The 25,759-nt window shown below is 72.7% G+C and carries 31 protein-coding genes; 20 read left to right on the top strand and 11 right to left on the bottom strand.

What is annotated here, in order from left to right; all coding sequences use genetic code 11:
* The first annotated feature begins 54 nt into the window (after window positions 1–54).
* The 3 genes from EUS26_RS05520 (at window position 55) to EUS26_RS05510 (ending at window position 3,355) form a co-directional block, all read left to right on the top strand.
* Window positions 55–1,089 carry an LLM class flavin-dependent oxidoreductase gene (locus tag EUS26_RS05520; protein WP_130012185.1) on the top strand — a complete coding sequence of 345 codons (1,035 nt, stop codon included), beginning with the start codon at window positions 55–57 and terminating at the stop codon, window positions 1,087–1,089.
* A 93-nt stretch (window positions 1,090–1,182) separates the two neighbouring features.
* The gene (locus EUS26_RS05515; RefSeq protein WP_130012184.1) at window positions 1,183–2,517 is read left to right on the top strand and encodes a VOC family protein; all 1,335 of its coding nucleotides are present in this window, start codon (window positions 1,183–1,185) and stop codon (window positions 2,515–2,517) included.
* 16 nt (window positions 2,518–2,533) lie between these two features.
* A complete protein-coding gene (locus EUS26_RS05510) occupies window positions 2,534–3,355 on the top strand; it encodes a CPBP family glutamic-type intramembrane protease (RefSeq protein ID WP_130012183.1) in 822 nt (273 codons plus the stop codon).
* A gap of 9 nt (window positions 3,356–3,364) precedes the next feature.
* Here the strand turns inward: EUS26_RS05510 and EUS26_RS05505 are convergent, their stop codons facing one another.
* Entirely contained in the window at window positions 3,365–5,530 is a 2,166-nt protein-coding gene (locus EUS26_RS05505; protein ID WP_130012182.1) for a RecQ family ATP-dependent DNA helicase, read from the bottom strand.
* Between the two features lie 135 nt (window positions 5,531–5,665).
* Here EUS26_RS05505 and EUS26_RS05500 point away from each other — a divergent pair, with 135 nt between their 5' ends.
* Window positions 5,666–6,379 (top strand): HAD family hydrolase, encoded by a 714-nt coding sequence (locus tag EUS26_RS05500; protein ID WP_130012181.1) that lies wholly within the window; start codon window positions 5,666–5,668, stop codon window positions 6,377–6,379.
* A 32-nt stretch (window positions 6,380–6,411) separates the two neighbouring features.
* Complete coding sequence (locus EUS26_RS05495) at window positions 6,412–9,003, top strand: glycoside hydrolase family 65 protein (RefSeq protein WP_130012180.1); 2,592 nt, start codon at window positions 6,412–6,414, stop codon at window positions 9,001–9,003.
* Here EUS26_RS05495 and EUS26_RS05490 read toward each other — a convergent pair.
* Window positions 8,968–9,903 carry an L-lactate dehydrogenase gene (locus EUS26_RS05490; RefSeq protein ID WP_202865061.1) on the bottom strand — a complete coding sequence of 312 codons (936 nt, stop codon included), beginning with the start codon at window positions 9,901–9,903 and terminating at the stop codon, window positions 8,968–8,970. The genes EUS26_RS05495 and EUS26_RS05490 overlap by 36 nt on opposite strands.
* Window positions 9,904–9,984: 81 nt before the next feature.
* On the opposite strand from EUS26_RS05490, the gene EUS26_RS05485 reads away from it, so the two are divergent.
* Window positions 9,985–10,620, top strand: a complete 636-nt coding sequence (locus tag EUS26_RS05485) for a hypothetical protein (protein ID WP_130012179.1) — start codon at window positions 9,985–9,987, stop codon at window positions 10,618–10,620.
* An 81-nt stretch (window positions 10,621–10,701) separates the two neighbouring features.
* Here EUS26_RS05485 and EUS26_RS05480 read toward each other — a convergent pair whose 3' ends face one another.
* Entirely contained in the window at window positions 10,702–11,115 is a 414-nt protein-coding gene (locus EUS26_RS05480; RefSeq protein WP_165368519.1) for a LysM peptidoglycan-binding domain-containing protein, read from the bottom strand.
* Between the two features lie 259 nt (window positions 11,116–11,374).
* Between EUS26_RS05480 and lexA the strand changes: the two genes are divergently transcribed.
* Window positions 11,375–12,100, top strand: coding sequence for a transcriptional repressor LexA (gene lexA / locus EUS26_RS05475; protein ID WP_130012177.1), 726 nt, complete (start codon window positions 11,375–11,377; stop codon window positions 12,098–12,100).
* Between the two features lie 67 nt (window positions 12,101–12,167).
* Here lexA and EUS26_RS05470 read toward each other — a convergent pair whose 3' ends face one another.
* From EUS26_RS05470 to EUS26_RS05460, 3 genes are all read right to left on the bottom strand, one after another.
* Window positions 12,168–12,500, bottom strand: coding sequence for a PRC-barrel domain-containing protein (locus EUS26_RS05470; RefSeq protein ID WP_130012176.1), 333 nt, complete (start codon window positions 12,498–12,500; stop codon window positions 12,168–12,170).
* Window positions 12,501–12,544: 44 nt separating this feature from the next.
* Complete coding sequence (locus tag EUS26_RS05465; protein WP_130012175.1) at window positions 12,545–13,435, bottom strand: NAD-dependent protein deacetylase; 891 nt, start codon at window positions 13,433–13,435, stop codon at window positions 12,545–12,547.
* A gap of 127 nt (window positions 13,436–13,562) precedes the next feature.
* Complete coding sequence (locus EUS26_RS05460) at window positions 13,563–14,906, bottom strand: patatin-like phospholipase family protein (protein ID WP_238148815.1); 1,344 nt, start codon at window positions 14,904–14,906, stop codon at window positions 13,563–13,565.
* A 99-nt stretch (window positions 14,907–15,005) separates the two neighbouring features.
* Between EUS26_RS05460 and EUS26_RS05455 the strand changes: the two genes are divergently transcribed.
* Window positions 15,006–15,950 carry a LysR family transcriptional regulator gene (locus EUS26_RS05455; protein ID WP_130012174.1) on the top strand — a complete coding sequence of 315 codons (945 nt, stop codon included), beginning with the start codon at window positions 15,006–15,008 and terminating at the stop codon, window positions 15,948–15,950.
* Window positions 15,951–15,974: 24 nt separating this feature from the next.
* Here the strand turns inward: EUS26_RS05455 and EUS26_RS05450 are convergent, their stop codons facing one another.
* Window positions 15,975–17,561 (bottom strand): ComEC/Rec2 family competence protein, encoded by a 1,587-nt coding sequence (locus EUS26_RS05450; RefSeq protein WP_165368518.1) that lies wholly within the window; start codon window positions 17,559–17,561, stop codon window positions 15,975–15,977.
* A 47-nt stretch (window positions 17,562–17,608) separates the two neighbouring features.
* Between EUS26_RS05450 and EUS26_RS05445 the strand changes: the two genes are divergently transcribed.
* Window positions 17,609–19,036 (top strand): recombinase family protein, encoded by a 1,428-nt coding sequence (locus EUS26_RS05445; protein WP_165368517.1) that lies wholly within the window; start codon window positions 17,609–17,611, stop codon window positions 19,034–19,036.
* Here the strand turns inward: EUS26_RS05445 and EUS26_RS05440 are convergent.
* From EUS26_RS05440 to EUS26_RS05425, 4 genes are all read right to left on the bottom strand, one after another.
* On the bottom strand, window positions 19,020–19,286 hold the full coding sequence (locus EUS26_RS05440; RefSeq protein WP_130012171.1) for a DUF3263 domain-containing protein: 267 nt from the start codon (window positions 19,284–19,286) through the stop codon (window positions 19,020–19,022). The genes EUS26_RS05445 and EUS26_RS05440 overlap by 17 nt on opposite strands.
* Window positions 19,286–19,717 carry a hypothetical protein gene (locus tag EUS26_RS05435; protein ID WP_130012170.1) on the bottom strand — a complete coding sequence of 144 codons (432 nt, stop codon included), beginning with the start codon at window positions 19,715–19,717 and terminating at the stop codon, window positions 19,286–19,288. The genes EUS26_RS05440 and EUS26_RS05435 overlap by 1 nt, the downstream gene beginning before the upstream one ends.
* 47 nt (window positions 19,718–19,764) lie before the next feature.
* Window positions 19,765–20,175: an ImmA/IrrE family metallo-endopeptidase gene (locus EUS26_RS05430; protein WP_130012169.1), complete on the bottom strand. Its 411-nt coding sequence runs from the start codon at window positions 20,173–20,175 to the stop codon at window positions 19,765–19,767.
* 77 nt (window positions 20,176–20,252) lie between these two features.
* Entirely contained in the window at window positions 20,253–20,750 is a 498-nt protein-coding gene (locus EUS26_RS05425; protein WP_130012168.1) for a helix-turn-helix domain-containing protein, read from the bottom strand.
* A 278-nt stretch (window positions 20,751–21,028) separates the two neighbouring features.
* Here EUS26_RS05425 and EUS26_RS05420 point away from each other — a divergent pair, with 278 nt between their 5' ends.
* From EUS26_RS05420 to EUS26_RS05375, 11 genes are all read left to right on the top strand, one after another.
* Window positions 21,029–21,283, top strand: coding sequence for a helix-turn-helix transcriptional regulator (locus tag EUS26_RS05420; RefSeq protein WP_130012167.1), 255 nt, complete (start codon window positions 21,029–21,031; stop codon window positions 21,281–21,283).
* Window positions 21,280–21,420 (top strand): hypothetical protein, encoded by a 141-nt coding sequence (locus tag EUS26_RS16895; protein WP_165368516.1) that lies wholly within the window; start codon window positions 21,280–21,282, stop codon window positions 21,418–21,420. The genes EUS26_RS05420 and EUS26_RS16895 overlap by 4 nt, the downstream gene beginning before the upstream one ends.
* Before the next feature lie 71 nt (window positions 21,421–21,491).
* The gene (locus EUS26_RS05415) at window positions 21,492–21,758 is read left to right on the top strand and encodes a hypothetical protein (protein ID WP_130012166.1); all 267 of its coding nucleotides are present in this window, start codon (window positions 21,492–21,494) and stop codon (window positions 21,756–21,758) included.
* Window positions 21,755–22,036, top strand: a complete 282-nt coding sequence (locus EUS26_RS05410) for a hypothetical protein (protein ID WP_130012165.1) — start codon at window positions 21,755–21,757, stop codon at window positions 22,034–22,036. The genes EUS26_RS05415 and EUS26_RS05410 overlap by 4 nt, the downstream gene beginning before the upstream one ends.
* Complete coding sequence (locus EUS26_RS05405) at window positions 22,033–22,389, top strand: hypothetical protein (protein WP_130012164.1); 357 nt, start codon at window positions 22,033–22,035, stop codon at window positions 22,387–22,389. Before EUS26_RS05410 ends, EUS26_RS05405 begins: the two co-directional genes overlap by 4 nt.
* Window positions 22,386–23,210 carry a hypothetical protein gene (locus tag EUS26_RS05400; protein ID WP_130012163.1) on the top strand — a complete coding sequence of 275 codons (825 nt, stop codon included), beginning with the start codon at window positions 22,386–22,388 and terminating at the stop codon, window positions 23,208–23,210. The genes EUS26_RS05405 and EUS26_RS05400 overlap by 4 nt, the downstream gene beginning before the upstream one ends.
* Before the next feature lie 12 nt (window positions 23,211–23,222).
* Window positions 23,223–23,861 (top strand): hypothetical protein, encoded by a 639-nt coding sequence (locus EUS26_RS05395; protein ID WP_130012162.1) that lies wholly within the window; start codon window positions 23,223–23,225, stop codon window positions 23,859–23,861.
* An 85-nt stretch (window positions 23,862–23,946) separates the two neighbouring features.
* Complete coding sequence (locus EUS26_RS05390) at window positions 23,947–24,237, top strand: hypothetical protein (protein WP_130012161.1); 291 nt, start codon at window positions 23,947–23,949, stop codon at window positions 24,235–24,237.
* Window positions 24,237–24,467 carry a hypothetical protein gene (locus tag EUS26_RS05385; RefSeq protein ID WP_130012160.1) on the top strand — a complete coding sequence of 77 codons (231 nt, stop codon included), beginning with the start codon at window positions 24,237–24,239 and terminating at the stop codon, window positions 24,465–24,467. Before EUS26_RS05390 ends, EUS26_RS05385 begins: the two co-directional genes overlap by 1 nt.
* A complete protein-coding gene (locus tag EUS26_RS05380; RefSeq protein ID WP_130012159.1) occupies window positions 24,464–25,018 on the top strand; it encodes a hypothetical protein in 555 nt (184 codons plus the stop codon). Before EUS26_RS05385 ends, EUS26_RS05380 begins: the two co-directional genes overlap by 4 nt.
* A 223-nt stretch (window positions 25,019–25,241) precedes the next feature.
* Entirely contained in the window at window positions 25,242–25,754 is a 513-nt protein-coding gene (locus tag EUS26_RS05375; RefSeq protein WP_130012158.1) for a hypothetical protein, read from the top strand.
* The last annotated feature ends 5 nt before the right edge of the window (window positions 25,755–25,759 follow it).

Here is a 25,759-nt window from a genome sequence, read left to right as displayed (position 1 = left end):
GGTGCTGACGCGGGCGTAGAGGCATACCCGCCGTCCGTTCGGCGTTCAGGTCACATGCCCACCACACGCATCCCGCTGTCCGTGCTCGACCTCGTCCCCCGTTCCCAGGGGATGACGGCGGCCACCGCCATCGAGGAGTCGGTCGCGCTGGCCCGGGAGGTCGACGAGCTCGGCTACCGCCGGTTCTGGATGGCCGAGCACCACGGGTCGGAGGCCTTCATGTCCTCCGCCACCGCGCTGCTGCTCGGCCACGTGGCTCAGGCCACCGACCGCATCCGCCTCGGCTCGGGTGGGGTGATGCTGCCCAACCACTCGCCGCTCATGGTCGCGGAGTACTACGGCACCCTGGCCACGATCCATGGGGACCGTTTCGACCTCGGTCTCGGGCGGGCGCCGGGGACCGACCCGATGACGGCCGCTGCGCTGTCCCGGTCCAGCGGGCACCTCCCGGACTTCGCGTCCGAGGTCGCGGACCTGCAGGGCTACCTCGGGGAGCCCCGCGCCGGCGCGCGCGTCCGGGCCCTGCCGGGTGAGGGGACCCGGGTGCCGCTGTGGATGCTGGGCTCCTCGACCGGGGGCGCGCAGGTCGCAGCAGCGCTGGGACTTCCCTTCTCCTTCGCGTCGCACTTCGCCCCGGACCAGCTCAAGGAGGCGCTGACGATCTACCGGGACCGGTTCCGCGCCGACGCCGCGACCGCCGAGGTCGACCGGCCCACCACCATGGCAGGCGTGAACGTGTTGGTGGCACCCACGCAGGAGGAGGCGGACCACCTCTTCACCACCGCACAGCTCATGGCCATCCGCATCCGCTCCGGTCAGCCGGCGCCGCTCGACCCGCCGGTGGAAAGCCTGGCCGCTGTCGTGCCGACCGAGCTGCTGCCCCTGGCGAACGCCCACCAGTCGGTGCGGATGGTCGGCACCCCGCACACCGTGGTCGACCAGCTCGAGACCTTCGCCGCCACCCACGAGCTGGACGAGCTCATCGTGACGACGTACACCTTCGACCCGCAGATGCGCCGCCGCAGCTACCGAATGCTCGCCGACGCCTGGGGCCTGTCCTCCGCCTCCCCCGTCGAGATGGCCTCCTGAGGTCGGTGCCATGACGACGACGCGGACGCTCTCTGTCCGATGAGAACTCCGGACTGCTGACGCGGTCGGGGGTGCGGTGACAGCGTGGGTCCCATGACACCCCCTTCACCGTCGACGACCGGCGCAGACATCCCCGACCATCCCGGCACCGCGGAGTGGAGCGTCCTCGGCGACGGTGCCGTCGCGTGGTTCTCCGCCGGTTCCCACGCGCAGCCAGGGTCGCTGGCGTGCGACGTGCTGGACCTGTGCACCGGTGCCGGAGCGGCCCTGCCCGACGTCGACGTACGCGACACCGGTGTCCGTATCCGGCTCCGCGACGGCGACGGGTCGGTCGCCGCACGTGCAGACCTGGCCACGGCGGTCTCGACCGCCGCCCGCCGCCTCGGCCTGGAGCCGCAGCCGGAGGTCCTGCTGGAGGTGGGGCTCGTGGTCGACACCGGACACGAGGACGACGTGTCGGCCTTCTGGCAGTCTGCGCTCGGCTACGACCGGGACGGCCGGCACGGTCTCGTCGACCCGCTGCGTCGCCACCTGCCGCTCCGGTTCCAGCCGTTGGACTCCCCCCGGCCGTTGCGGAACAGGCTGCACCTCGACTCCGTGGCCGCCCAGCCGGTCGCCTCCGGGACGGTGGACCACCTGGCCCGGGCAGGCGCCCAGGTCGCCCACCACGGCTACTACGCGACGCTCGCGGACGGGGAGGGGAACGAGGTCGATGTGCTCCCCCTGCCGACGGATGCCGACCGCTGGGGTGAGCCCGACACCGACGACTGGAGGTTGGTCTTCTCCGCCGTCGCCGTCTACCCGACCGCCACTCCCGTAGCGACCGCCCAGCTCGTGAGGGTGTCCGCCGAGCTCGCCGACCGGGCGAGTCTCCCGCTGTTGGTCGACGTGCGAGGTACCGGCACGCCTCGACACCACGATGACGAGAGGCCCCAGGCGGTCGTGGTGCTCGACACGGGCAAGGACCGCTGGGAGATGGACGAGCGCTACCTCACGCTGTGCCAGCAGATCCAGCGTGAGGCCCGGACGCTGGGGCTCACCGCTACCCCGGAGCGGGCGCGGTTCGTCCAGGTCGGCATCGACGCCGCCGACGTGCCGGCGACCCGGTCCTTCTGGCAGGCGGTCCTGGGCTACGAGCCCGACCCCCGGCAGGACGTCACCGACCTCGTCGATCCACGCCGGCTCGGACCGGTCCTCTTCTTCCAGCCCCTGGACCGCGAGGACACGGCGCGTCGTGCGCAGCGCAACCGCCTCCATCTGGAGGCCGTCGTCGCCCACGACGACGCCGAGGCCCGGACGTCGACGGCGCTGCGGGCCGGAGGCTCCGTCGTGCGCGACCGCGGCCCTGCCGGGTGGACCCTGGCCGACCCCGAGGGCAACGAGGTCGACGTCGTGGTCGGCTCGGGGCGGGAGGAGGGCCAGGTCTGACCCGCGCCCCGGCACAATGGGCCCGGTGACCACCACCTTCGCCGACACCCACCCTGGTCCGCGCAGCCTCCTGCCCGCGGCAGGTGTGTCGGTGTCCGCCCTGCTCCTCTTCGGCGTCCACCTCCCCTGGGCCGGCTACGCCGTGCTCGTCGTCAGCCTCGTGGCGGCCTTCCTTCTGGACCGCCCGCTCTTCCGTGACCTGCTGCTCATCGCCCTGGGCATCGGCATCGTCTCGACCACCTCGGTCGAGGCTGACATCAGCTGGGACATGTTCTTCCTGCTCGGCGCGGTCCTCACGGCGGCGGTGGCCGCCCCCGTGCTCGTCGACCGGATCGTCTACCGACGCCAGGCCATCACCTTCCCGTGGATCACCCGCCGGCGGTGGACCCGGCTGCAGTGGGCCTACGTGGTCGCCGTACCCGTGCTCGGCTACCTGATCCTCCCCGCCTACTTCATCCACTCCGGCAGCTACCAGAACTGGCCGCCCATCCAGACGCCCAGCGAGTTCGGCCGCTTCTTCGTCGGCGTCAACGCCGTCGGCCTCTGGGACGAGCTGTTCTTCATCTGCATCTGCTTCGCCCTGCTGCGGCGACACTTCCCGCTGTGGACCGCCAACGTCCTGCAGGCCACGATCTTCGTGTCGTTCCTGTGGGAGCTGGGCTACCGCTCCTGGGGCCCGCTCCTGACCATCCCCTTCGCCCTGCTGCAGGGCTACATCTTCACGCGCACCAAGTCGCTGACGTACGTCGTCATCATCCACCTGCTCTTCGACGCGGTGGTCTTCCTCGCCATCGTGCACGCGCACGACCGCAGCATCTTCCCGTTCTTCATCTACTGAGCGAGACCCTCACCCGTCGACGGCCAGCGCCAGCGGCAGCACCGCCTCGGCCCCGGCCCGCCGCAGCGCCCGCGCGGCCACCGTCACGGTCCACCGCGAGTCCACGACGTCGTCGACGAGCAGGACGGGTCCGCGGGCGTCGCGCAGGGCTCCCGCCAGCTCGGGGCCGACGACGATCCTGTCCCAGACGTTGGCCAGGCGGAAGGCGCTGTTGCCGCCCGGCTCGCCCACCGGTCCGCCGTGCGCCAGGTCGAGGCTGCCCAGCAGCGGCAGCCGCCCGATCTGGCTGATCTGCTCGGCGAGCGACCCCACCACGGCTGGGCGGCGTCGCGAGGGCATGGCCACGACACCCACCGGTCTGCTGGTCCACCCCCAGCCGGAGAGCACCTGGACGACCGCCCGGACCACGTCCTCGGGCACCGGCTCTCCTGCTGCCATCTCCTTCTCGGGGTCCTCCGGGTCGGCGACCCGGGAGGTCCCCGCCTCGAGGACGGCCCGCAGCCGTTGCCCCCAACCCAGGTCGGACAACCGGGCTAGCGCGCGGCCCGCCCCCGCCTGCTCCTCCGGAGCGATCTTGCCCTTGACGTCCACGCCGAGCCGCGGCATCCCCGTCGGCCACTGGCCGCGTGGCTCCACGAGCACACCCACCGCACCCAGGCGCTCGCGGGCCGCCCCCACGGCCTCCGTCGGCACCTCGGTCGGGAACCACGCCCCGGCACACCGGTCGCACCGACCGCACGGCTGCGCACTGGGGTCGTCGAGACACTCCTGGAGGAACTCCATCCGGCACCGCTCGCCCTGCTGGTAGGCGACCATGAGCTCGGCCTCACGCACCCGGGCCTCGGCCACCCTGGTGTAGCGCTCCCGGTCGTAGACCCAGGGCTGGCCGGTGGCCGTCCAACCCCCGCGCACCTTCTCCACCGCCCCGTCGACGTCCAGCACCTTGAGCAGCAGCTCCAGGCGGGTGCGCCGCACGTCCACGATCGTCTCGAGCGCCGGTGTCGACAAGGGCCGGTCGCTGTCGCCCAGCGCGCCCAGCACGACGTCGGCCTGGTCCTGCCGCGGCATGGACACCGTCGCGAAGTAGTTCCAGATCTCCCGGTCCTCCGACCCGGGCAGCAGCAGCACGTCGGCCCGCTCGGTGGCACGCCCGGCACGACCGACCTGCTGGTAGTACGCGACCGGCGAGCTCGGCGCCCCGAGGTGCACGACGAACCCCAGGTCCGGCTTGTCGAAGCCCATGCCCAGCGCGCTCGTCGCGACCAGCGCCTTCACCTGGTTGGCCCGCAGCGCCCCCTCCAACCGCTCCCGGTCCTCGGCGTCGGTGCGGCCCGTGTAGGCCGCCACCTCGTGACCGGCGGCCGCCAACGCGTCGGCGACGTCCTCGGCGGCCGACACGGTGAGGCAGTAGATGATGCCGCTGCCCGGCAGGCTCTCCAGGTGCGCCAGCAGCCACCCGAGCCGCTGCTCCGGGGTGAGCCTCGGCAGCACCCCCAGGCGCAGGGAGGACCGGGCCAGCGGGCCGCGGATGGTGCGCACCTCCCGGCCGCCCACCCCCAGCTGCTCGACGACGTCGTCGACGACCCGCTCGTTGGCGGTCGCCGTGGTCGCCAGGACCGGCGTGTCCGGCGCCAGGGCGTCCAGCAGCGTGCGGATCCTCCGGTAGTCGGGGCGGAAGTCGTGGCCCCAGTCGCTGATGCAGTGCGCCTCGTCCACGACCAGCAGGCCGCACCGGGCGGCGAGGTCGGGCAGCTGCTCCTCACGGAACCGGGGGTTGTTGAGCCGCTCCGGGCTGACGAGGAGCACGTCCACCTCGTCCGCGGCCAGGGCCGCCCGCACCTCGTCCCACTCCGTGGCGTTGGCCGAGTTCATGGTCACCGCGCGCACCCCGGCCCGCCCGGCCGCCGCGATCTGGTCTCGCATCAGCGCCAGCAGGGGCGACACGATCACGGTCGGCCCGGCGCCCTCCGCCCGGCGCAGGGCCGTCGCGACGAAGTAGACCGCCGACTTGCCCCACCCCGTCCGCTGAACGACCAGCACCCGGGAGCGTTCGCGCACCAGCGCCTCGACCGCCTCCAGCTGCCCGTCCCGGAAGTCCGCGTCGTCGCGCCCGACCAGGCGGCGCAACGCCTCCCTCGCCGACCTCGCCAGCTCCTGCCCGCTCACCTGCTGCATACCCCGACCGTAGCCGCGACCACCCACAGCCCGTCCTCCCCGTCCACACCCTGCCTCCGGCGACACCCGCAGCCCACCCGGGCCGCCCCTTCCACCGACCCCGCCCACCGGCCGGCCTCCACTAGGGTGTCGTGAGTGAACTGGGAGCCGGTGTCCGCAGTCCTCTTCGACCTCGACGGGGTCCTCACCCCCACCGCGGACGTCCACATGCGTGCGTGGGAGGTGATGTTCACCCGCGTCCTGGACCAACAGCCCACGTCCCAGGATCCCTACACCGACCAGGACTACTTCGCCTACATCGACGGCAAGCCCCGCTACGACGGGGTGCAGTCCTTCCTCGACGCCCGCGGCATCGACCTGCCCTACGGCCAGCCCTCCGACCCGCCCGAGCTGGCCAGCGTCTGCGGCCTCGGGAACCGCAAGAACGAGATCTTCAACGAGGTGCTCGCCGAGGAGGGCATCACCGCCTACCCCGGCTCGCTGCGGCTCATGGACGTCCTCGAGGAGCGCGGCATCGCCATGGCCGTCGTGTCGTCGTCCAAGAACGCCCCCTCTGTCCTCGCCACGGCGGGCCTGGCCGACCGTTTCCCGGTCGTCGTCGACGGGTCGGTCGCCAGCCGGGAGCAGCTCGCCGGCAAGCCGCGCCCCGACACCTACCTGTATGCCGCCACGCAGCTCGGGCAGGACGCCGCCCGCTGCGTCGTGGTCGAGGACGCCGTCTCCGGCGTCCGCGCGGGAGCCGCGGGCGGGTTCGCCCGGGTCATCGGGGTGGACCGCGGCGCCGGCCGCTCGGCGCTGCGCGACGCCGGCGCCGACGAGGTCGTCTCCGACCTCGCCGAGCTCATCTGACCTGCCCTCCCCCGCCCTAGAGGAGACCCTCGATGGCCACCATGTCCGACCACCGCCCCCCGGCCCCCGTCGACCCGCTCGACCGCACCCGCTTCCCAGCCGACCCGTGGCAGCTGTCGGAGACGGCCTACGAGGACGGCGACCTGGGGGTGACCGAGACTCTCTTCGCCACCTCCAACGGCTTCCTCGGCCTGCGCGGCAACGTCGAGGAGGGCCGTGACACCTACGCGCACGGCACCTTCGTCAACGGCTTCCACGAGACCTGGCCCATCCGCCACGCCGAGGAGGCGTTCGGGCTGGCCCGGGTCGGCCAGACGATCGTCAACGTCCCCGACCCCAAGACCATCAAGCTCTACGTCGACGACGAGCCCCTGCTGCTGTCCACCGCCGACCTCGACCACTACGAGCGCACCCTCGACTTCCGGGCCGGTCTGCTGCGCCGCTCGGTCATCTGGCGCACCAGCGCCGGCAAGCGGGTCAAGATCACCTCGTCCCGGATGACCAGCGTCGTCGAGCGCCACCTCGCCGTGATGACCTTCGAGGTCGAGATGCTCGACGGTCACGCCGCGCTCGACATCTCCAGCCAGATCCTCAACCGGCAGGACGGCTCGGACGAGTACCACGTCACGAGCGCCGCCATGGGCGAGGGGATCGACCCGCGCAAGGCGGAGGGCTTCGAGCACCGGGTGCTCGACCCCGTCCTCGCCGAGGTGCGCGACCACCGCCTGCTGCTGGGCTACCGCTGCCACAACTCGGGGATGACGATCGCCACCCTGGCGCAGCACACGGTCGAGACCGACAACGCCTGGACCGAGCAGCTCTCCGTCACCGACGACCTCGCCAAGCACGTCGTCCGCGTCGAGGCCCGCGAGGGTCGGCCGGTGCGCCTGGAGAAGCTCGTGTCGGTGCACACCTCGCGCGGGGTTCCGCCGCAGGAGCTCGCGGACCGCTGCTCGCGCACCCTCGATCGGGCGGCCGACCGGGGCGTCCCCGCGCTGCACGCCGAGCAGGCCGAGGTCTGGGCCCGGTTCTGGGACGAGTCCGACGTCGAGCTGCCCGACCAGCCGGCCCTCCAGCAGGCCGTGCGGTGGAACCTCTTCCAGCTCGGCCAGGCCTCGATCCGCGCCGGGTCGCACGGCATACCCGCCAAGGGGCTCACCGGGTCCGGCTACGGCGGGCACTACTTCTGGGACACCGAGTGCTACGTCCTGCCGTTCCTCGTCTACACCCACCCCCAGGCCGCCCGGAACGCGCTGCGGTTCCGCCACGGCATGCTGGAGGCGGCACGGCGGCGGGCCGCGGAGATGGCGCAGTACGGCGCCCTCTTCCCCTGGCGGACCATCAACGGCGAGGAGGCGTCCGCCTACTTCGCCGCCGGCACCGCGCAGTACCACATCAACGCCGACGTGGCCTACGCCCTGATGAAGTACTCCCGGGCCACGGGCGACGACCAGTTCCTGCTCGACCAGGGCGTCGACATGCTCGTCGAGACGGCCCGCCTCTGGGCCGACCTGGGCTTCTGGCAGACCAACGGCAACCGGCAGTTCCACATCCACGCGGTCACCGGCCCGGACGAGTACACGACGATCGTCAACGACAACCTCTTCACCAACGTCATGGCCCAGCTCAATCTGCGGGCCGCGGTCGAGGCGGTGCGCCGGCTCCAGGTCGCCGACCCGTGCCAGTTCGCCCGCGCCGTGGCGCGCCTCGACCTGGGCGACCACGAGGTGGAGTCGTGGCAGCGGGCCGCCGACGGCATGCACATCCCGTTCGACGAGGAGACCGGCGTCCACCCGCAGGACAGCCACTTCCTCGAGCGCGAGGTCTGGGACCTCGACGCGACCCCCGCGGACAAGCGGCCGCTGCTCCTCAACTACCACCCGTTGGTCATCTACCGCTACCAGGTGCTCAAGCAGGCGGACGTCGTCCTCGCCCTCTACCTCGCCGGCGACGCGTTCACCGCGGAGGAGAAGCTCACCGATTTCGCCTACTACGACCCCATCACCACGGGCGACTCCACCCTCTCCGCGGTCGTGCAGTCGATCGTCGCGGCTGAGGTGGGCTACCACGACCTCGCGCTGCGCTACTTCTACGCCGCCCTCTTCGTCGACCTGGACGACCGCCACGGCAACGCGAGCGACGGGGTCCACGTCGCCTCGACGGGCGGCGTGTGGAGCGCGCTGGCCGCCGGCTTCGGGGGCATGCGCGACCACGGTGGCGTCCTGTCGCTCGACCCGCGGCTCCCGGCCTCGTGGCCCGGGCTCACGTGGCGTATGCGGTGGCACGGCTCCCGCCTGCGCGTCACCGTCGAGCAGGAGCAGGTCAGGCTGGTCGTCGAGGTGGGCGACCCCGTCACCCTCGAGGTCCGCGGCGAGCAGGTAGAGGTCGCCGAGGAGGAGGTCACCGTCCCCCTGGACGGCCACGGGTTGCGGCGCGACGGCGCCCCCACCTCGGAGGCGGTGTCCTCCGGCAGCATCCCGACCGACCGCAGCAAGGGTATGCCGGGCCGGCCCACCGGCGTGGTCCCGCACAGCTGGCCGGAGGAGGAGTGGGACTCCACGGGGCCGGTCCCCCGCGTCCGCGTGGGCTCAGAAGCCGAGGCTCCGGGCCGCGCGACGCAGTGAGTCGGCGCCGGCCTCCAGCCCGGACTGCTCCTCCCCGGAGAGGGTGGGCGCCAGCGGGCGCTCGGCGCCCCCGGCGCCCACGACGGTCGGGATCGACAGGCAGACGTCCTCCAGCCCCAGGGTCCCCGAGAGCAGGGTGGAGACCGGCAGCACCTGCCGCTCGTCCCGTAGCACGGACTCGATGATCCGGCTGGCCGAGGCGCCTATGGCGTAGTTGGTGGCCCCCTTGCCGGCGATGATCTCGTACGCGGCGTGCACGACGTCGTGGGCCATCTGCTCCCGCTGCTCGGCGGTCGTGAGCTCGGTGATCGGCACGGCCCCGACGGTCGCGCTGCTCCACAGCGGGACCTCGGAGTCCCCGTGCTCGCCGACGATGTAGGCGTGGACGCTCTGCACCGCGACGTCGCAGGCCTGGGCCACCAGCCCGCGCAGCCGGGCGGAGTCCAGGACGGTGCCGGAGCCGAACAGCCGGGCCGGGGGCAGGTCGGTGACCTTCTGCGCGACGTAGGTGATGACGTCCACGGGGTTGGTCACCATGACGAAGGTCGCGTCCGGTGCCACCTCGACCAGGCGCGGCATGAGATCGACCATGAGCCGGGTGGTGGAGGCGGCCAGGTCGAGCCGGCTCTGGCCGGGCTGCTGCTTGGCGCCGGCGGTGACAGCCACGACGTCGGCGCCGGCGCACACCGAGACGTCCTCCGACCCGTCGACGTGCGCCGCCGGCATGAACTGCAGGCCTTGTCGCAGGTCAAGCGTCTCCGCCCGGACCTTCTCCGCGTCGATGTCGTGCAGGACGACGTGCCGGGCGACCCCCCTCAGGAGGAGCGCGTAGGCGAGGGTCGAACCGACCGAGCCCGCTCCGACGATGGCCACCTTGGGTCCCGAGATGCTGTCCGTCACCGCTCCATCATGGCAGTCTCAAGGACGTCGGCGCCGTCGCGGGATTAGCCCTGCAGCCCGGGGTGTGGTCGACTACAGGACATGAGTGAGCCCACCGACCTCCCCTTCCAGGACGACGAGCGTCGGCCGGAGTCCATCTACGAGGGTGAGCGTCCGGTGGAGAAGCACGCGGACCGCAGCGGTGATGATCCGGCACCTCGGCAGGGCGACCGGGAGGCGACCGGTGGCGGATCGACCCCGGGCACCACCCGCCTCGGCCAGCTGTCCGAGCCCGAGGAGACGGAGACCGACGTGCTCGCCGCCCGGGTCACCGGGCCGGAGGACCACGAGGGCATGACCCGTCTCTGGCGCGCCACCATGGACCTGCCGCACTGGTGGTTCGTCGCCGTCGGCGACGCGGGGTCCGAGTCCCCCGCCGCGGCGCAGATCGACGGCCAGATGATGCTGCTGACCTTCACCAGCGCCGAGCGCGCCCGGCACTTCGCGGTGCAGAACGAGATGGTCGCCCCCGACGAGGACCTGCGGGCCATCGCCCTGACCCCCCGTGAGCTCGTCGACTCCTCCCCGACCTATGCGGACGCGGGGATCGCCGGTCTGATGTTCGACCCGCACCTGTCCGGCTACTTCATCCCCACCGACCAGCTGCCGGTCGTCTGGGACGCCGTACACACCGCGTCCGACGACCCCGGTACGTCCGGTCCACAGAACGCCTCCTGACCGGGGCCCGATCCGTCCGCTCGACGCGTTCGAGCTGCCACGGCCGCGGCTCGGCCAGGCGGGAACGCCACCGACCGCGGGTCAGCGACCGGGGATGACCAGCTCCTGACCCGCCGCGATCGAGGTCGTGCTCAGGTCGTTGGCGCGCTGGATCGCGGTCACGGCCCGGCTCAACGGGAGCTCGGGCAGCTGCTCGCTGGCGATCTGGCTCAGGGTCGTCCCGCGCTCCACGGTGATGGACGTCGTGGCCCCGGCGGGACCGAGCAGCCCGACCACGGACCAGATGACAGCCGCCAGCACCAGGGTGGTCGTCGCGGTGACGGCCAGGCGGCCACGCCTGGTGAGCCGCAGGTGACCGGCCCGGAGACGTCGCCTCGCGGCCCTCGCCGGGCGCCGCTCCAGCTCACCCACCAGTCGCAGGTGGGACGGCCGGGGCGAGGCCGCGCCCGGGCTCGGGAGCGGGCTCAGGATGTCGTGCGCGATGGCGGTGCTCATGGTGTTCACCTTCCTGGGGGCGGTGCGATGCGGACAGGTGTCCGATAGCACGTCTGTCCTATTGATAGCACACCTGTCGGACGACGTCGACACGCCGACCGAACACATGTTTGTCTCCGGTCCTCGTCGGACGTACGCTGTTTCCATGTCAGGAACTCAAGCACCCGCCACTGACATACGCTCTGACCAGCGATGATGCAGTCGCGGCCGGTCAGCCGCGATGGTCGGGGAGTGGGGCCCGTACGAGGGGATGGAGAACATGGCCACGATTCACGAGATGCCGGACCGCGACGGCGGTGCCGAGCTGACCAACCGACAGCGGCGCGTCCTCGACGTCATCCGCGACGCGGTCGACCAGCGCGGCTACCCCCCGAGCCTGCGCGAGATCGGTGACGCCGTCGGCCTGACCTCACCCAGCTCGGTCGCCCACCAGCTCAAGACCCTCGAGCGCAAGGGCTTCCTGCGCCGCGACCCGCACCGTCCGCGCGCCATCGAGGTCGTCACCCCGGGTCAGGAGGGGGCCGGCTACCGACGCGCCGAGCAGGATGCCGCGCTCGGACCCGTCTCCAGCGAGACCATCGACGAGACCGGCATCGGTGACGCCCGCCCTCAGCCCTCCTACGTCCCCATGGTCGGGCGCATCGCGGCCGGCGGGCCCATCCTCGCCGAGGAGGCGGTCGAGGACGTCTTCCCGCTCCCCCGCCAGATCGTCGGCGACGGCGAGCTGTTCCTGCTCAAGGTGGTCGGCGACTCGATGATCGACGCCGCCATCTGCGACGGGGACTGGGTGGTCGTCCGCCGGCAGCCGACCGCCCTCAACGGCGAGATCGTGGCCGCGATGCTCGACAACGAGGCGACCGTCAAGACCTACCGCCACCGCGACGGCAAGACGTGGCTCATCCCCCACAACCCCGCCTACGAGCCGATCGACGGCGACCACGCCGTGGTCCTCGGCAAGGTGACGGCGGTGCTCCGCCGGGTCTGACCCCGGCGCCCCAGACCGCGGCGCCGCCCCCGGCCCCTCCATCCTCTCCGGGGGTGGCGCCGCATCCTCACCCCGACGGGGCAGGGCCCTCGTCGATGGAGTAGTAGTCGTAGAGTTGCTCCTCCTCGTCCTCGGTCAGGTGCCCGTCGCACGGGATGTCCGGGGCGTTCTTGATCATCTCGACCGGGTAGGGCACCTCGATGTGCCCGTTCCGGATGACCGCGTTGGACACCGGGCAGAGGATCTTCCGCCCGCCGAACCATCCGGTCCGGACCGACACCCAGGCCGGTGCCCCCGTCCCGTTGTCCAGGTAGACCTGGTCGAGTCCTCCGACCTTGTGGCCGTCCTGATCGACGACCTCCGCGTCATACATCTCACCCAGCTGCTCGTAGGTGACCACAGTGGACCTCCTCGTCGATGCCCCGGTTGGCCGGTTCCCCCAGCCTAACCACCGAGGTCGGCGGCGAGACCGGGCAGCACGTCGCCGACGAGCGCGTCCAGCCGGATCGTCGTCTCGGCATCCCCCCGGGTGCTGCCGCGGGTGACGACGGCGACCGGTATGCCGTCACGCGCCGCGCGGCGCACGAACCGGTAGCCGCTCATCACCTGCAGCGAGGAGCCGAGCACGAGCAGGGCGCTGGCCCGCTCCAGGTGGCCGAAGGCTCGCTCGACGACCTCCTTGTCCACCGACCCGCCGAAGAAGACGACGTCCGGCTTGAGCCGGTCCTGGCCGCACACCAGGCACCGCGGTGCACGGAAGCTACGCACGAGCTCCTCGGGCAGGGCGACGTCGCCGTCCGGGCGCACCTGGGCGGGGGCGTCGACGCTGCTGATGACGTCCGGGTTCGCGTCGCGCAGCCACGCCTGCACCTGCTCCCGGGAGGTCCGCTCCCCGCAGTCCAGGCAGGTCACCGCGGCCAGCGTCCCGTGCAGCTCCAGCACCCTCCGGCTGCCGGCGCGCTGGTGCAGGCCGTCGACGTTCTGGGTGATGACGTGCCGCAGCAGCCCCAGCCGCTCGAGGTCGGCGACCGCCTGGTGGGCCGCGTTCGGCTCGGCCGCGGCGAAGCGACCCCAGCCCGCGAAGGCCCGGGCCCAGTAGCGCTGACGCCCCTCGGCGGAGCGCACGAACTCGCCGTGCTGCATGGGCTGCACCCGCCGGTTCCCGTCCGGGCCGCGGTAGTCGGGGATGCCGCTGGCCGTCGACATCCCCGCGCCGGTGAGCACCACGACGTCCCCGTCCGCGAGCAGGTCGCGCAGCTCGCCCAACCGAAACGGGTCGACCGGAGCCGCCGGGGGCATGGTGAGGGCCAGGTCGAGCGGCCCGGCAGTGCTCACGCCGCCGCCCTGGGCCGGGGCGGCTGCAGGCGCGCGGGCTCGACGGGGGCGCGGGCTGGGGCTCCGGGAGGCGCAGGCATGGTGCCTCTCATCCTGCCAGCCCGAGCCGGCTCAGGCGCCCCGGGAGCTACCGACGGCCGAGGGCGGTGACCCGTCCCGATCCCCGCAGCGCGCTCACCACGTCCGAGGGCCCGGCCACCTCGGGGTGCGGCGGGCGCAGCGGCGCGTCCAGGTGCACCGAGGCGGGGTTGTGCCGCCGCACCGAGGCGTCCGCGACGAGGTACCCGTGCCGCTCCAGCACCATCTGTTCCCCGGGGCTGAACGCGTCCAGGTCGGTCCGGACCGCGTGGATCGCGCCCAGGACCTCAGGCGCGTGATCGTCGAGGACACCCCCGCCGAGCTCATGGCCGGGCACCCGCGCCAGGTCTCCCGGCGACTCGAGGGACCACGTGGCGCCGGACAGGGTGCCCCGTGCGAAGCCGGCCCGCAGCCACCGGAGCCGCGCGGTCTGCCCGCCGCTGGAGGCGATGGACAGCAGCCGCCAGAGCCGGGAGAGCAGCGAGCCCGGCGGTCGGCCACGGAACACCGCGCCCCCATCGCTGACCAGGACCGTGTCGTGGTCGGCCCAGACCGGCTCCAGCGCCAGGTTGTCGTAGACCCCTCCGTCCACGAGCTGGATGCGGCGCCGGATCGCGGCCCGGACGTCCTCGGGCTCGTCCGGGTCGGGGGCGCCGCCGACCAGCCCGAGCGCGTCGCCGTCGAGCTCCAGCGGCGCGAAGAACGGCGGGTAGGCGCACGACGCCGCCACCGCGTCCACGATGCGCAGCCCCGGCGGCGGGGCGCAGTGCCCGAGCCGGTGGTCGCCCATCCTGCCCCGGGGTCCGGCCGAGTACGGGTCGGCGAAGACCCAGGACACGCCATACCCGATCTCGGTCGCGCCGGTGAGGACGACGGGACCACGGCTGCGGGCGTGCTCGCGCAGGTCCGTGCCCCACCACGGCACCGCCCGCTCCAGGCCGGCGGCGAGCACGCCCACGCTCGCGTCCGGCCGCCCCCACCCGCTCGGCCGGACGCGCGACAGCAGCGCGGGGGTGCGCAGGTTGCGCCCGGTGAGCTCGCGCAACGGTTCGGCGACGAGCTCTTCGAGGCCGCCGACCCGGCCCGGGCCCTGCCGGGGGTCGGGCCAGTCCAGGTCGGGGTGCAGCAGCAGGTTGGCCAGGACGGCGCCACCGGACACCGCGCTGATCGTGCGCAGCGACCCGAGGACCCCGAGCTCGTCGAGACGCCGCACGGCGCCGAGGTGGAACAGCGACGCGCGGAACCCGCCTCCGGACAGGCACAGCGCGCTCCCGTGCCGGGGTCGGAGGGCCGAGGGCCCGTGGTGCGCGGTCGCGCGGGCGGCCTCGAGCTGGGCCAGGGTGGGGTCACCGGGCGGAGGTGGCGAGGGCATGTGCTGGTGCGGGGCAGGCACACCGCCAGCACAGCGTCCGCGGGTGGCCGCAGCGTGAACGCCGGCCGTGGTGTCGGCGTCGCTCTGGTGACGAGCGCCGCGCCGACTACGATGCTGGTCATGTTCGACGCCGCAGGGCTGCGCGTGATGCGCGCCATCGCCGAGGAGGGGTCCTTCACCGCGGCGGCGACCTCCCTCGGCTACACCCAGCCGGCGGTGTCGCAGATGGTGCGCCGCCTCGAGCAGCGGGCGGGCACGGCCCTGGTGGAGCGCATCGGCCGCACCGTGCGGCTCACCGAGGCGGGGAGGCTGCTGGCCCGGCGGGCCGCCGAGATCCTGGACCGCATCGACGAGGCCGAGGCGGAGGTCGTGGCGATCGCCGGCCTCAAGGCCGGGCGCGTCCGGCTCATGGCCTTCCCCTCGTCGTCGGCCACGCTGGTGCCGCGCGCCCTGGCCCGGCTGCGGACGAGCCACCCCGCGGTCACCGTCCAGTTCAGCGAGGCCGAGCCGCCCGAGTCCCTCGCCGCCGTGCGGGCCGGGGCGGTGGACCTGGCGGTGGCCTTCGCCTACGAGGGCACGGATGCCGGCCGCGGCGAGGACGACCTCACCGGGCTGGTGGTCATGGACGTGCTCGACGACCCGGTGATGCTCGTGCTCCCCCGGGACCACGAGCTCGCCGAGCAGGACGAGGTGGACCTGGCCGACCTGTCCGCCGAGCGCTGGATCGCGGGCTGCCCGCGCTGCCGCGGTCACCTGCTCACCCTGGCCGACGGGGCGGGGTTCAGCCCGGACGTGACCTTCGAGACCGAGGACTACGTCGCGGTTCTCGGTCTCGTGGCGGCGGGGCTCGGCGTCGCCCTCGTCCCGCAGCTCATCCTCAGCACCGTCTCGCACCCCGACGTCGTCGTCCGGCCGGTGTCGCCGCCGTCCCGCCGGACCGTCCAGGTGGTGACGACCCCCGACCTGCGACGGGTGCCGGCCGTCGCCGCCACCCTCGACGCCCTGTGCCACAGCGCCCGGGAGCTCGGCGGCTCGCCGTGCGCCCACGTGACCCCGGCCTCCTGACCCCCGCGACGTCGCCCGGCGTCCTCACCCACCCTCCCGCGCGTGCGGGACGAGTCGTCGGCCGTCGCGGACGACGGCGATGTCGCCGTGCAGGTCCGTGCGCAGCACGACGGCCCCAGCCTCGGAGAGCAGGCTGAGGGCGCTCGGGGCGGGGTGGCCGAAGTCGTTGTCGGCCCCCACACCGATGAGCGCGATCTCCGGACGGGCCTGCAGCACCAGCTGCTCGTCCTGCGCGGCCGAGCCGTGGTGGGCCACCTTGAGCACGTCGTAGTCACGGCCCGCCGTCACCCGGCGGACCATCCGGGCGCTCTCCGGCTCCACGTCGCCGGTCAGCAGCACGCTCGTGCCGGACACCTGGGCATCCAGCACGATGCTGGCGTTGTTGGCCGCGGAGCCGCCGACGGGCGGGCGCTCCGGGGGCCACAGCACGGTGACCGAGGTGGTGCCCCAGGTCCACCGGTCCCCGGTCCGCGCCTGGCGGAGCGGTATGCCGGCAGCGCCCACCTGGGCGGTCACGGCCGCCGCGGACTCGGCCGGGTCCTGCACCGGCGTGACCAGGACCTGCGCCACCTCGGTGGAGCTGAGCACCGCGGACAGCCCGCCGACGTGGTCGCTGTGGAAGTGCGTCAGCACGAGCAGGTCGACGCGCCGCACGTCGAGGGACCGCAGGCACGCCGCCATCGCCTGCGGGTCCGGCCCGGTGTCGACGACCACCGCCCGCCCCGGCCCGGTGGGCAGGACGAACGCGTCACCCTGCCCGACGTCGCAGCCGACCGCCACCCACCCGGCCGGTGGCCAGCCGGAGAGCCCGGGCAGCGGCGCGACCCAGACCAGCAGCGCCCCGACCGCCGAGGCCGTGACCCAGGGACGACGGCGCACCTGTCGGCTCCACCACCCCCAGCTGAGCAGCAGGGCCAGGGTCACCGCGGCCAGCGCCCACGCGCCCAGCACGCCGTCCCACCACTCCAGGGTGCCCCCGGGCAGCCGCGAGCAGACCCGGGCGATCCGCCCGATGACCCAGGCGGGCACGGCCGCCAGCCAGGCCACCGCTGTCGCCAGCCGGACCGACAGGGGCGCCAGCAGGGCGGACACGACACCCAGGACGGTGGTGGGTGGGACCAGCGGGGCGGCCAGGAGGTTGGCGAGCACGGCCACGGTGGTGACCGTGCCCTGCAGCAGCACGATGACGGGCGCGCAGATGACCTGCGCCGCCAGGGGGACGGCGGCGGCCCGGGCCGGCAGCCTCGCCCACCGGGGCACCGCCCTGGCCATCGCGAGGCCCCAGGGACGGGCCCAGAGCACCAGACCGAGCGTGGCCAGGGTCGACAGCGCGAAGCCGTAGGAACGGGCCAGCCAGGGGTCGATGCAGAGCAGGGCGATGACGGCCGCCCCGAGGGTCGGCAGGCTGGCCCGACGCCGGCCCCGGGTCAGCGCCATCAGCCCGACGGCCCCCATCACGCCCGCGCGCAGCACGGAGGGCTCAGGCCGGCAGAGCAGGATGAACCCCAGCAGCGCCAGGAGCACCACCGGCAGCCGCCAGCACCGGGGCAGCCCGAGCCGCGCGGCCAGCAGCGCCACACCTCCGGCCACGATGGCGACATTGCTGCCCACCAACGTCGGGAGCAGGTATGTCAGGGCCCCGCCCTACCTTCACCCCCATGAGGGCACTCATCTACGCGCGCGTCTCCCTCGACCTCCACGAAGGCCGCTCCACCGCCGAACAGGAAGCCGAGTGCCGAGCCTGGGCCGACCGAGAAGGGTGGGACGTCACCCGCGTCATCACCGAGACCGGGTCCGCTTCACGCTACGCCTCCGGCACCCGCGCCCGCACCCGATGGGCCGACCTCACCGCCGCCATCACCTCCGGCCAGCACGACATCCTCCTCACCTGGGAAGCCTCCCGCGCCACACGCCAGCTCGCCGAGTACGCCGAACTCGCCGACCTCTGCGCCACCCACCACGTCCTCTGGGGATACTCCGGCACCGTCCACGACCTCGCCACCCGCGACGCCCGCTTCCGCACCGGCCTCGACGCCCTCCTCGCCCAAGACGAGTCCGCCCGCACCTCCGAACGGGTCCGCCGCTCCTCCCGCGCCCGAGCCGCCGCCGGCCGCCCCCACGGGAAACTCCCCTACGGGTACCGCCGCGAGTACGACCCCACCAGCGGCGCCCTCCTCCGCCAGGTCCCCGACGAGGACACCGCTCCCATCGTCCGAGAGATCTACGCCCGCATCCTCGACGGCGACGGGTGCGCCACCATCGCCAAGGACCTTACCCGCCGCGACATCACACCCCCCAGGCCGCCCACCTCCCGCACGTGGCCGGCCCAGCAGTGGCTGCCCGTCACCGTGAAGAGGATCGGCACCTCACCCACCTACGCAGCCCGCCGCGTCCACCAAGGCACCATCGTCGGCGACGCCGACTGGCCGCCGCTCGTCACCGTCGACACCTGGGAGCGTGCCGTCGCCGTCCTCACCGACCCGGCCCGCAACACCCGCACCGGCGACTCCACCGCCACCCACCTCCTCACCGGCATCGCCACCTGCGGGGTCTGCGGCGCCCCCGTGCGGCGCATCAAGAACCGCGGCATCCACTCCTACGCCTGCCCCCGCACCGGGTGCATGGCCGTCGTCCGCTCCATCGCCCCCACCGAGGCCTGGGTCACCGACGTTCTCCTCGAGCTGCTCACCGTCCACGGCGCCCAGCTCGCCGCCGGCACCACCACCGACGACCGCCCGGACGTGACCGCGGCCCGCGACGAGCTGCAGGGCCTGCGCACCCGCCTCGACGGGTTCGTGTCGGCCGCCGCCGACGGGCAGGTGTCCCCCGCGACCCTGGCCACCATCGAGGCGCGGCTCACCCCGCAGATCCGGGCCGCCGAGTCGAGGGTGCGACAGCTGCTCACCCCCCGGGCCCTCGACGGCATCGACCTTACCGACCCCGCCGCGGCATGGGACGGCCTGGACCTGGCCGAGCGGCGGCACCTGCTCCGGTCGGTCGTCGACGTCGTCATCCACCGCCGCACGACCCGGAAGCAGCCGCGGGTGTTCGAGCGGGAGACGGTCGTCGTCACGCCCCGCTGGTAGACCGACGCCGGCCCCTGGCGCCCGTGGCGCGGCGGCGCCGCTGCAGCAGGTCCATCGCGACCGGCTCGGCCTCCCATGCCTCCTGGTCGGCCATGAGCTCGGCGAGCCGTTGCCACGTCTTGGCCAGGCTCATCCCGGAGGCGTAGGTCAGGGCGGCGAGCTCTTCGCTGGCGTCCCGGTGGGTGCCGGCCGCGGCCCGGATGATAGCGCGGTCGCGTTCGCTCAGCGGCTGGTGACCGTCGGTCGTCATCAACACTCCCCGTCGAAGAACTCCATGATCTGGCGTGAATCGAAGCTCTCCCCCGCCTCCTCCACGAACATGTCCGCGACCAGCTCCGGGGCAAGCACGTAGAACTCGCACAGCGAGCTCTGTTCATCACTCTCCATGTTGGACCACGCCACCTCCAGGGCGAGAGCGGCCATCTCGTCCGACATCTCACCGCTCAACGCGTCGCCCATGTCCTCCGCCTCCGCTTCTGCCTCAACGGTCACCGTCTCGGTGACCGTCTCCGTAACCTCGACATCTCGTGTCACCTCGACCTCCTCAGTCGCAGTCACCGTCGCCGTAACCGTGGGGGGAGCTGCCGCAGGCTCACTCTCCGCGCTGTCACACCCCGCCAACATCAGGCCAGCCCCTGCCACAATCGCCCATCTCGCACCCATCGTCTGCTCCTCATTCATCGTGGTTCTGCTTGCCCCAAGGCTCACTGTGAAGCCAACGGGAGGTCTCAGTGCCGCCTGGCCCTGCCGAGCACGACTGCCCGTTCCGTGGGGTGCAGGTGCTTCATGCGGGTGTAGAGCACGTCCGGCGACACCCACAGCTCGTCCGCGGCCTCGAGGTCGTCGTTCGCCCACGCCATCACGTCCCCCAGCTGGTGCACGTCCGGGATGAGCAGGCGCGCCGTCTCCTGCCGCACCGCTGTCTCCGCCTTCGCGTGCTGGTGGCCGCGGTGCCCGTGATGCAGGTGTCGCAGCTCGTGCGTGAGGACGCACCGCCGCTCGACCTGGGACAGGGTGTGTCGCATCCAGATCGTGGAGTGCCCGTCCGTCATCGCGCGCACGCCGGCAGGCAGGTCGTCGACCCAGTGCAGGGTCACGTGGTCGAGCGCACGCAGGGTGCGCCACGGATGGTAGGTCACGGCTACTCATCACTTTCTCTCGACGTCGAGCAAAAGTTGAAGCATTGAGTAGATCATGTGCCGCCACGGCAACCCCCTCACCCTTGCGGGTGACCATCCTCCCCCTGCTGCATAGCCCGGGCTGCGTCCTCCCGGGTGTCGTCGTCCTGCACCTGGCTCGCCGCCAGGTCGTAGTAGTCCTGCCTCGCGCGGGCGTCACCCGCAGGGCTGGTGGGGGCGGCGTCGCCATCGCCATCACGCTCCTCTGTCCTGAGCCCGACCCCCAGCCTGTCGGCCAGGGCCCGGACGATCTGCTCGTCGGAAGCAGTGGACAGAGACGCCTCGCCCCTCGCGACGTCCAGGTCATAGCCCATCGCCTCGAACGCGATGGCCGTGACCACGGACTCACTCACTGAGAACGCCCGTGCGATCGCTGCCAGCGTCTCCCTCTTGGGAGCCTGCGGCAGGACCTCACGGTCGTCGGTGAGCATCTGCGAGACCCGTTGCTTCGTGAGCCCACTGCGGCGCGCGAGCTCCGCCGGCTGCCACCCACGGGCGTCGAGCCCGTCCTGCAGGTAGCGGCGGAGTGCGTGCATGAGGTGAGGCTCCTTGGCGCGGGGTAAGCGCGTCCAGTCGTGACAGGACGCCGTGTCAAGCAGAGTAGCAACGAGTCAAGGCATCACACGTCAAGCAACACGCGACCGAGCATCATCGCAGGTCAAGGACCACCTGCGGAACTACAACCGTGTGAGTTGTTGACAGGATGACAAGCGTTGTGCGACTTTTAGTCCTGCACCGCTTGACAACCAACACGGAGGAGCGCAGGATGAGAGAACAAGCCCAGCGACGACGTCGCAGCGCGAGAGGACGATGGATGAAGCTCAAGGACCGGGCACTGCTGCTCGAGTACATGAAGCTCGGCGACTTCTCCCAGGCCCGCCTCGGCCGCTACGCCGGAGTCAGCCGCCAGTTCATCAACCAGCTCTGCCGAGGCGAACGGACCACCTGCACCCCGCAGGTCGCCGCGCGCATCGAGGAGGGCCTGCGCGTGCTCCCCCGCACCCTTTTCGAGCCGTCGAAGTCGCACGCTGCTGGACAGAACGTCACGACCAAGGCGACCGCGGCATGAGCGCCGAAGCCCGCGAGGTCGTGAAGCGGATGGTCGCCGACCACGGCCCGATGCCCGACCACCTGGTGCGCGACGTCGCGAAGCGACTGGCCCGCGCCACCCCCACCACCCAGGCCCCGGTCAAGAAGCCGGCCTGACCCCAGACAGCCGGAGACCCGGCCCCACCGCCAAGCAGAACCGGGTCTCACGAACGACAGGAGTATCCCAGATGACGACGACCGTCAGCCCCGTCACTGCCACCCCCGAGGTGCGCACCCTCCCCGACCTCGACGCCGAGGACATCGCCCGCGCCGTCATCGGCCGGCCCCTCGCCAACGCGACCGGGCAGCCCGTCCAGCACCACGGCGACGTCTACCGCATCACCAAGGCCGAGCCCATCCGCGACGGCATCCGCGTCGTCATCGAGGACCGCGACACCGGCACCGCCGTCTACGCCACGCTCCTCCTCGCCGCGCACGGGGTGGTGTCCGCATGAGGCTCCTCACCCACTCCGACGACATCAACACCCTCGTCGACTCCGGCGACCTCATCGGTGCCCTCGCCGGCATGGTCACCGACCGCTACGACCGCGCCGAGGCCGACTGCGACGCGCGAGACGCCGCAGAGGCCCGCGCAGCTGCACGCCGCGCCCAGATCGACGCAGACCCCCAAGGCCAGGCGGACGCCATCGCCTGCGCCACCAACCAGCCCATGACCGGCGGGGCGCTGTGCCCCTGCTGCTTCACCACCCACACCGAAGGACGTGCGCGATGACCAACACCGACCTCGACCCCCAGGTCCTCGCCGACAAGCTCGCGGGCCTCCGCGACCGCTACCACCAGCTCACCGCGGCCCGCGACACCATCGACGGCGAGCTCGAGGAGATCAAGGCCGCCATCCGCGACCTCGTGCCCGAGGGCAAGCACCCCGCCGGTGACGGTGAGGTCACCGTCACCCCCAACCGGCGCTTTGACGAGAAGAAGGCCCTCAAGCTCATCCCGGCCGAGGTCCTCCCGGTGCTGACCTACCCCGAGACCCGGGTGCACAAGGACGCCCTGCGCGACCTCCTGCCCGACGTCTACGACGCCGCCCAGGTCACCTATACGCCCCGAGTGAGCGTGAAGTGACCACCGCGACCGCCCCTGCCCCCGGCCCGGCCGTGGTCGGTGACTCCTCGTGGAAGCACCTGCGCGAGGTCATCGAGCACACCATCCTCACCGACCCGCGCACCCTGCAGGTCGCGCTCGGCCCCTCCGAGATTGGCACCGCGTGCGACCGGTGCCTCGTGCACCTCCTCGCCGGGCACAAGGCCACCGAGTACGTCGCGCCCTGGCTGCCCACCATCGGGCACGCCGTCCACGCTTGGCTCGACAAGGCCATGCGCCTGCACGCCCTCGCCAGCGACGACGGCGACAGGTGGCACGTCGAGAGCCGCGTCACCGTCGGCCAGATCGGCGGCGTCGACATCAAGGGCAACGCGGACCTGTTCGACGAGGTCACCGGCACTGTCACGGACTGGAAGATCAGCGGCAAGCCGAAGATCGACAGCGTCCGCCGTCACGGCGCGTCCCTGACCTACCAGCGCCAGGCGCAGCTCTACGGCAAGGGTTACGAGGACGCCGGCCACACCGTCCGGGCGGTCCAGGTCATCTTCCTGCCGCGCAACGCCGTCAGCCTGCAGGGCGGTATCTGCTGGTCCGCCCCCTACGACCGGCAGGTCGCCCAGCACGCCCTCGACCGGGCGAACGCCCTCCACGCCGGCATCACCTCCCTCGGTGCCGAGGCCGTGCTCGCGATGAGCCCGCCCCACACCGGGCAGGAGTTCGACTGCGACCGGTGGCCCGGCGAGGCCACCCCGTCGACCGACCGTCAGCTCGACGGGCTCATCCCCCAGACCCCCGGCGCGACCGCGACCGGGTCCACCGCGCCCACCACAGCGCACCAGTAGGAGACGACAACTATGACGACGCACACGCACGACGCCAACGCCCTGCTCATGGGTGGCGGCGGCGCCCCCACCTGGAAGTTCGACACCGAGGGCATCCGCAAGGTCGGGACGGTCACGTCCCCGCCGGAGGCCCGCCAGGAGCGCGAGTACGACCCCGGCAACCCCGGCGGCGGCGCCCCGAAGTTCTTCCCCTCGGGCGACCCCATCATGGGCATCCTCGTCGAGGTCCAGACCGACGAGCGCGACCCCTCCCGCGACGGTGACGACGGACGCCGCACCTTCTACATCGAGGGCAAGCGCCTCAAGGACGCCGTCAAGGCCGGCATCCGCGCCGCGGGCGGGTCGGGGCTCGAGGTCGGCGGGGTCTTGGACGTCACCCTCACCCGGTACGACGTGCCCGGTGACCGGCGCTCGGGCCGCAACTGGCAGATCGCCTACACCCCGGCCGGCAACGCCCAGCTGATGAGCGAGCAGGCCCCCGCCCCTGCCGCCCAGACGGCGCCGGTGGCTCAGCCCCAGCAGCAGCCGGCCCCGGCAGCCAGCCCGGCCCCGCAGGCGGCCGCCCAGCCCGCCTCGGCGGGTCAGCCGACCCCGGAGGCCCTGGCCGCCTTCCAGGCGTGGCAGGCCAGCCAGCAGCAGCAGGCGGGCTGACCGGCCCTCTCACGCCCGGGCGGCAGTCACGTCCGGGCGTGGGAGAGCCAGCCAGGCCACCCACCCACCACGAAAGGGCCGAAGCGTGAGCCCCACCGTCCTCAACCTCGCCGCCGACGTCGTCGACTTCATCGGCAACGTCGCCCAGCAGGAGGCCATCGGCGCCCTCTGGGGCCTGTTCGCCCTCGTCGCCATCGGCCTCTATCTCCCCCGCCGGTCGACCATCCGCGATGCCCAGACCCGCGCGCCCCTCGCCCCCGACTTCAAGGTCAACGGCGTCGCCGTCTGGAACCCGCACACCGACGGGCCCGCACCCATGACCGACGAGCAGGCCCGCCGCCACATCGACGGCCTCATCGCCAGGGGCGAGCACTGATGGCCACCGACACCCAACCCCAGCCCGCCCCCAAGCCGGCGAAGCCCATGCGGTGCCCGCACTGCGACCACCAGCGGTTCAAGCGGCACTGCCCCGAGACCAACAACGCCTGCCGGTGGCTGACCTGCCGGGCCTGCAGCGCCCGCATCGACACCCGCACCGGCCGCCACACCCACGCCGACCACCCCGGCACCGACCTCCGCTGCTACCCAGGAAAGGCCACGCCATGACTACCACCCTCGACCGGCCACGGTTCACCACCGACGCCCGCGGCCACTACCCCTGCCCCGCCCCCGAATGCCGCCGCACCTTCAACGCAGCCGCCGGCGTCGGCCGTCACTGGTCCACCCAGCACGCCACCACCCCGGCACCCGTCGAGACCAAGGCCGAGCAGGGCACCGGCGAGGACCAGGTCGACACCTGGCACCGGCAGATGTACCCCGACGCCTACGACGCCGACGGCAACCTCATCGACGACACCCCCGACGAGGACGAGGCTCCCTCCGCCGCGTCCCCCGCGCCGCCCCAGCGCGAGGCGGAGGTCGAGAGCCCGGGCGAGGCGGTCGAGGCGAGCCCTACGCCTCCCGCCCGCCCGGGCGTCTCCCTCCTCACCTGGGAGCAGCTGGCCGAAGACCGCCCCGGCCGGGTGGCCGAGCTCGTCGAGGGCGTCGACATCCTCAGCTCTGCGACGGCGCGCCTCGTCGGCGTCGGCTACGACCCGGACGTCGCGCAGGAGTACGTCCTGCACCTCATCGACCTCCTCGTCGAGGTGCGCTCGTGAGCGCCCTCGCACCGCTGCTCCCTGGGCACGCACCCGGGTGGAAATGGCGCAAGGACTACGCCGGCGTCCTTGAGCAGCCCTGGCCCGAAGACCTCCCAACGCACGTCAACGGGCTCTGCGAGAGCGGATGGCACCGCGACTGCCCGCAAGCGCCGCTGCTCGTCGCGACCCCGGGCACCTGCTCGTGCCCCTGCCACCGCGGTGCCACACCTGAGGCGGCGTCGTGAGCACCTCCACCAGGCAGCGCCAGTGCAGAGCGCACTCCGAAGGCCGCTACCGCTGCGACCGCACCACCGGGCACGACGGCGACCACCACTACTCCTGGACCCCCCTGCACCCCGTCAGCTGCGGATGCGGCTTCGTCGGCACACCCCAAGAGCTCGCCTACCGGGCCACCGACCACCTCGAGCAGCACCAGGCGTCCACCGCATGCGCGCTCTCCCCGAACTACCTCACCCCCGAGGAGCGCCACCACCGCCAGACCGCCAAGGCCAACACCGCCGTCCGCACCCGCCCGTCCGCCAACCCGGCCACGGCCGACCGGTGCACCGTCACCGGCTGCCGGCGCCGCGTCACGAAGGGCCGAGGCACGACGGGCCTGTGCGAGCAGCACCACCAGGAGCTCGTGCACGACACCGAGTCACCCCTCGACCTCACCGGCACGGGCCGGTGGGTCAGCCGCCGCGGCATCCGCGTCTGGCAGCCCAGCACCACCACCAGCGGCACCGCCGCCTGAACCGG

The sequence above is a fragment of the Serinicoccus sediminis genome (genome assembly GCF_004153545.1).
Classification (GTDB): Bacteria; Actinomycetota; Actinomycetes; order Actinomycetales; family Dermatophilaceae; genus Ornithinicoccus; species Ornithinicoccus sediminis_A.
This window is presented reverse-complemented; position numbering and strand designations above follow the sequence as displayed.

What these genes read in the sequence shown, in the direction of transcription:
- EUS26_RS05520 (WP_130012185.1), top strand. Translation starts at nt 55, where the DNA reads ATGCCCACCACACGCATCCCGCTGTCCGTGCTCGACCTCGTCCCCCGT.
- EUS26_RS05515 (WP_130012184.1), top strand. Translation starts at nt 1,183, where the DNA reads ATGACACCCCCTTCACCGTCGACGACCGGCGCAGACATCCCCGACCAT.
- EUS26_RS05510 (WP_130012183.1), top strand. Translation starts at nt 2,534, where the DNA reads ATGGGCCCGGTGACCACCACCTTCGCCGACACCCACCCTGGTCCGCGC.
- EUS26_RS05505 (WP_130012182.1), bottom strand. Translation starts at nt 5,530, where the DNA reads ATGCAGCAGGTGAGCGGGCAGGAGCTGGCGAGGTCGGCGAGGGAGGCG.
- EUS26_RS05495 (WP_130012180.1), top strand. Translation starts at nt 6,412, where the DNA reads ATGGCCACCATGTCCGACCACCGCCCCCCGGCCCCCGTCGACCCGCTC.
- EUS26_RS05485 (WP_130012179.1), top strand. Translation starts at nt 9,985, where the DNA reads ATGAGTGAGCCCACCGACCTCCCCTTCCAGGACGACGAGCGTCGGCCG.
- EUS26_RS05480 (WP_165368519.1), bottom strand. Translation starts at nt 11,115, where the DNA reads ATGAGCACCGCCATCGCGCACGACATCCTGAGCCCGCTCCCGAGCCCG.
- lexA (WP_130012177.1), top strand. Translation starts at nt 11,375, where the DNA reads ATGGCCACGATTCACGAGATGCCGGACCGCGACGGCGGTGCCGAGCTG.
- EUS26_RS05455 (WP_130012174.1), top strand. Translation starts at nt 15,006, where the DNA reads ATGTTCGACGCCGCAGGGCTGCGCGTGATGCGCGCCATCGCCGAGGAG.
- EUS26_RS05445 (WP_165368517.1), top strand. Translation starts at nt 17,609, where the DNA reads ATGAGGGCACTCATCTACGCGCGCGTCTCCCTCGACCTCCACGAAGGC.
- EUS26_RS05440 (WP_130012171.1), bottom strand. Translation starts at nt 19,286, where the DNA reads ATGACGACCGACGGTCACCAGCCGCTGAGCGAACGCGACCGCGCTATC.
- EUS26_RS05435 (WP_130012170.1), bottom strand. Translation starts at nt 19,717, where the DNA reads ATGAATGAGGAGCAGACGATGGGTGCGAGATGGGCGATTGTGGCAGGG.
- EUS26_RS05425 (WP_130012168.1), bottom strand. Translation starts at nt 20,750, where the DNA reads ATGCACGCACTCCGCCGCTACCTGCAGGACGGGCTCGACGCCCGTGGG.
- EUS26_RS05420 (WP_130012167.1), top strand. Translation starts at nt 21,029, where the DNA reads ATGAAGCTCAAGGACCGGGCACTGCTGCTCGAGTACATGAAGCTCGGC.
- EUS26_RS16895 (WP_165368516.1), top strand. Translation starts at nt 21,280, where the DNA reads ATGAGCGCCGAAGCCCGCGAGGTCGTGAAGCGGATGGTCGCCGACCAC.
- EUS26_RS05415 (WP_130012166.1), top strand. Translation starts at nt 21,492, where the DNA reads ATGACGACGACCGTCAGCCCCGTCACTGCCACCCCCGAGGTGCGCACC.
- EUS26_RS05410 (WP_130012165.1), top strand. Translation starts at nt 21,755, where the DNA reads ATGAGGCTCCTCACCCACTCCGACGACATCAACACCCTCGTCGACTCC.
- EUS26_RS05405 (WP_130012164.1), top strand. Translation starts at nt 22,033, where the DNA reads ATGACCAACACCGACCTCGACCCCCAGGTCCTCGCCGACAAGCTCGCG.
- EUS26_RS05395 (WP_130012162.1), top strand. Translation starts at nt 23,223, where the DNA reads ATGACGACGCACACGCACGACGCCAACGCCCTGCTCATGGGTGGCGGC.
- EUS26_RS05385 (WP_130012160.1), top strand. Translation starts at nt 24,237, where the DNA reads ATGGCCACCGACACCCAACCCCAGCCCGCCCCCAAGCCGGCGAAGCCC.
- EUS26_RS05380 (WP_130012159.1), top strand. Translation starts at nt 24,464, where the DNA reads ATGACTACCACCCTCGACCGGCCACGGTTCACCACCGACGCCCGCGGC.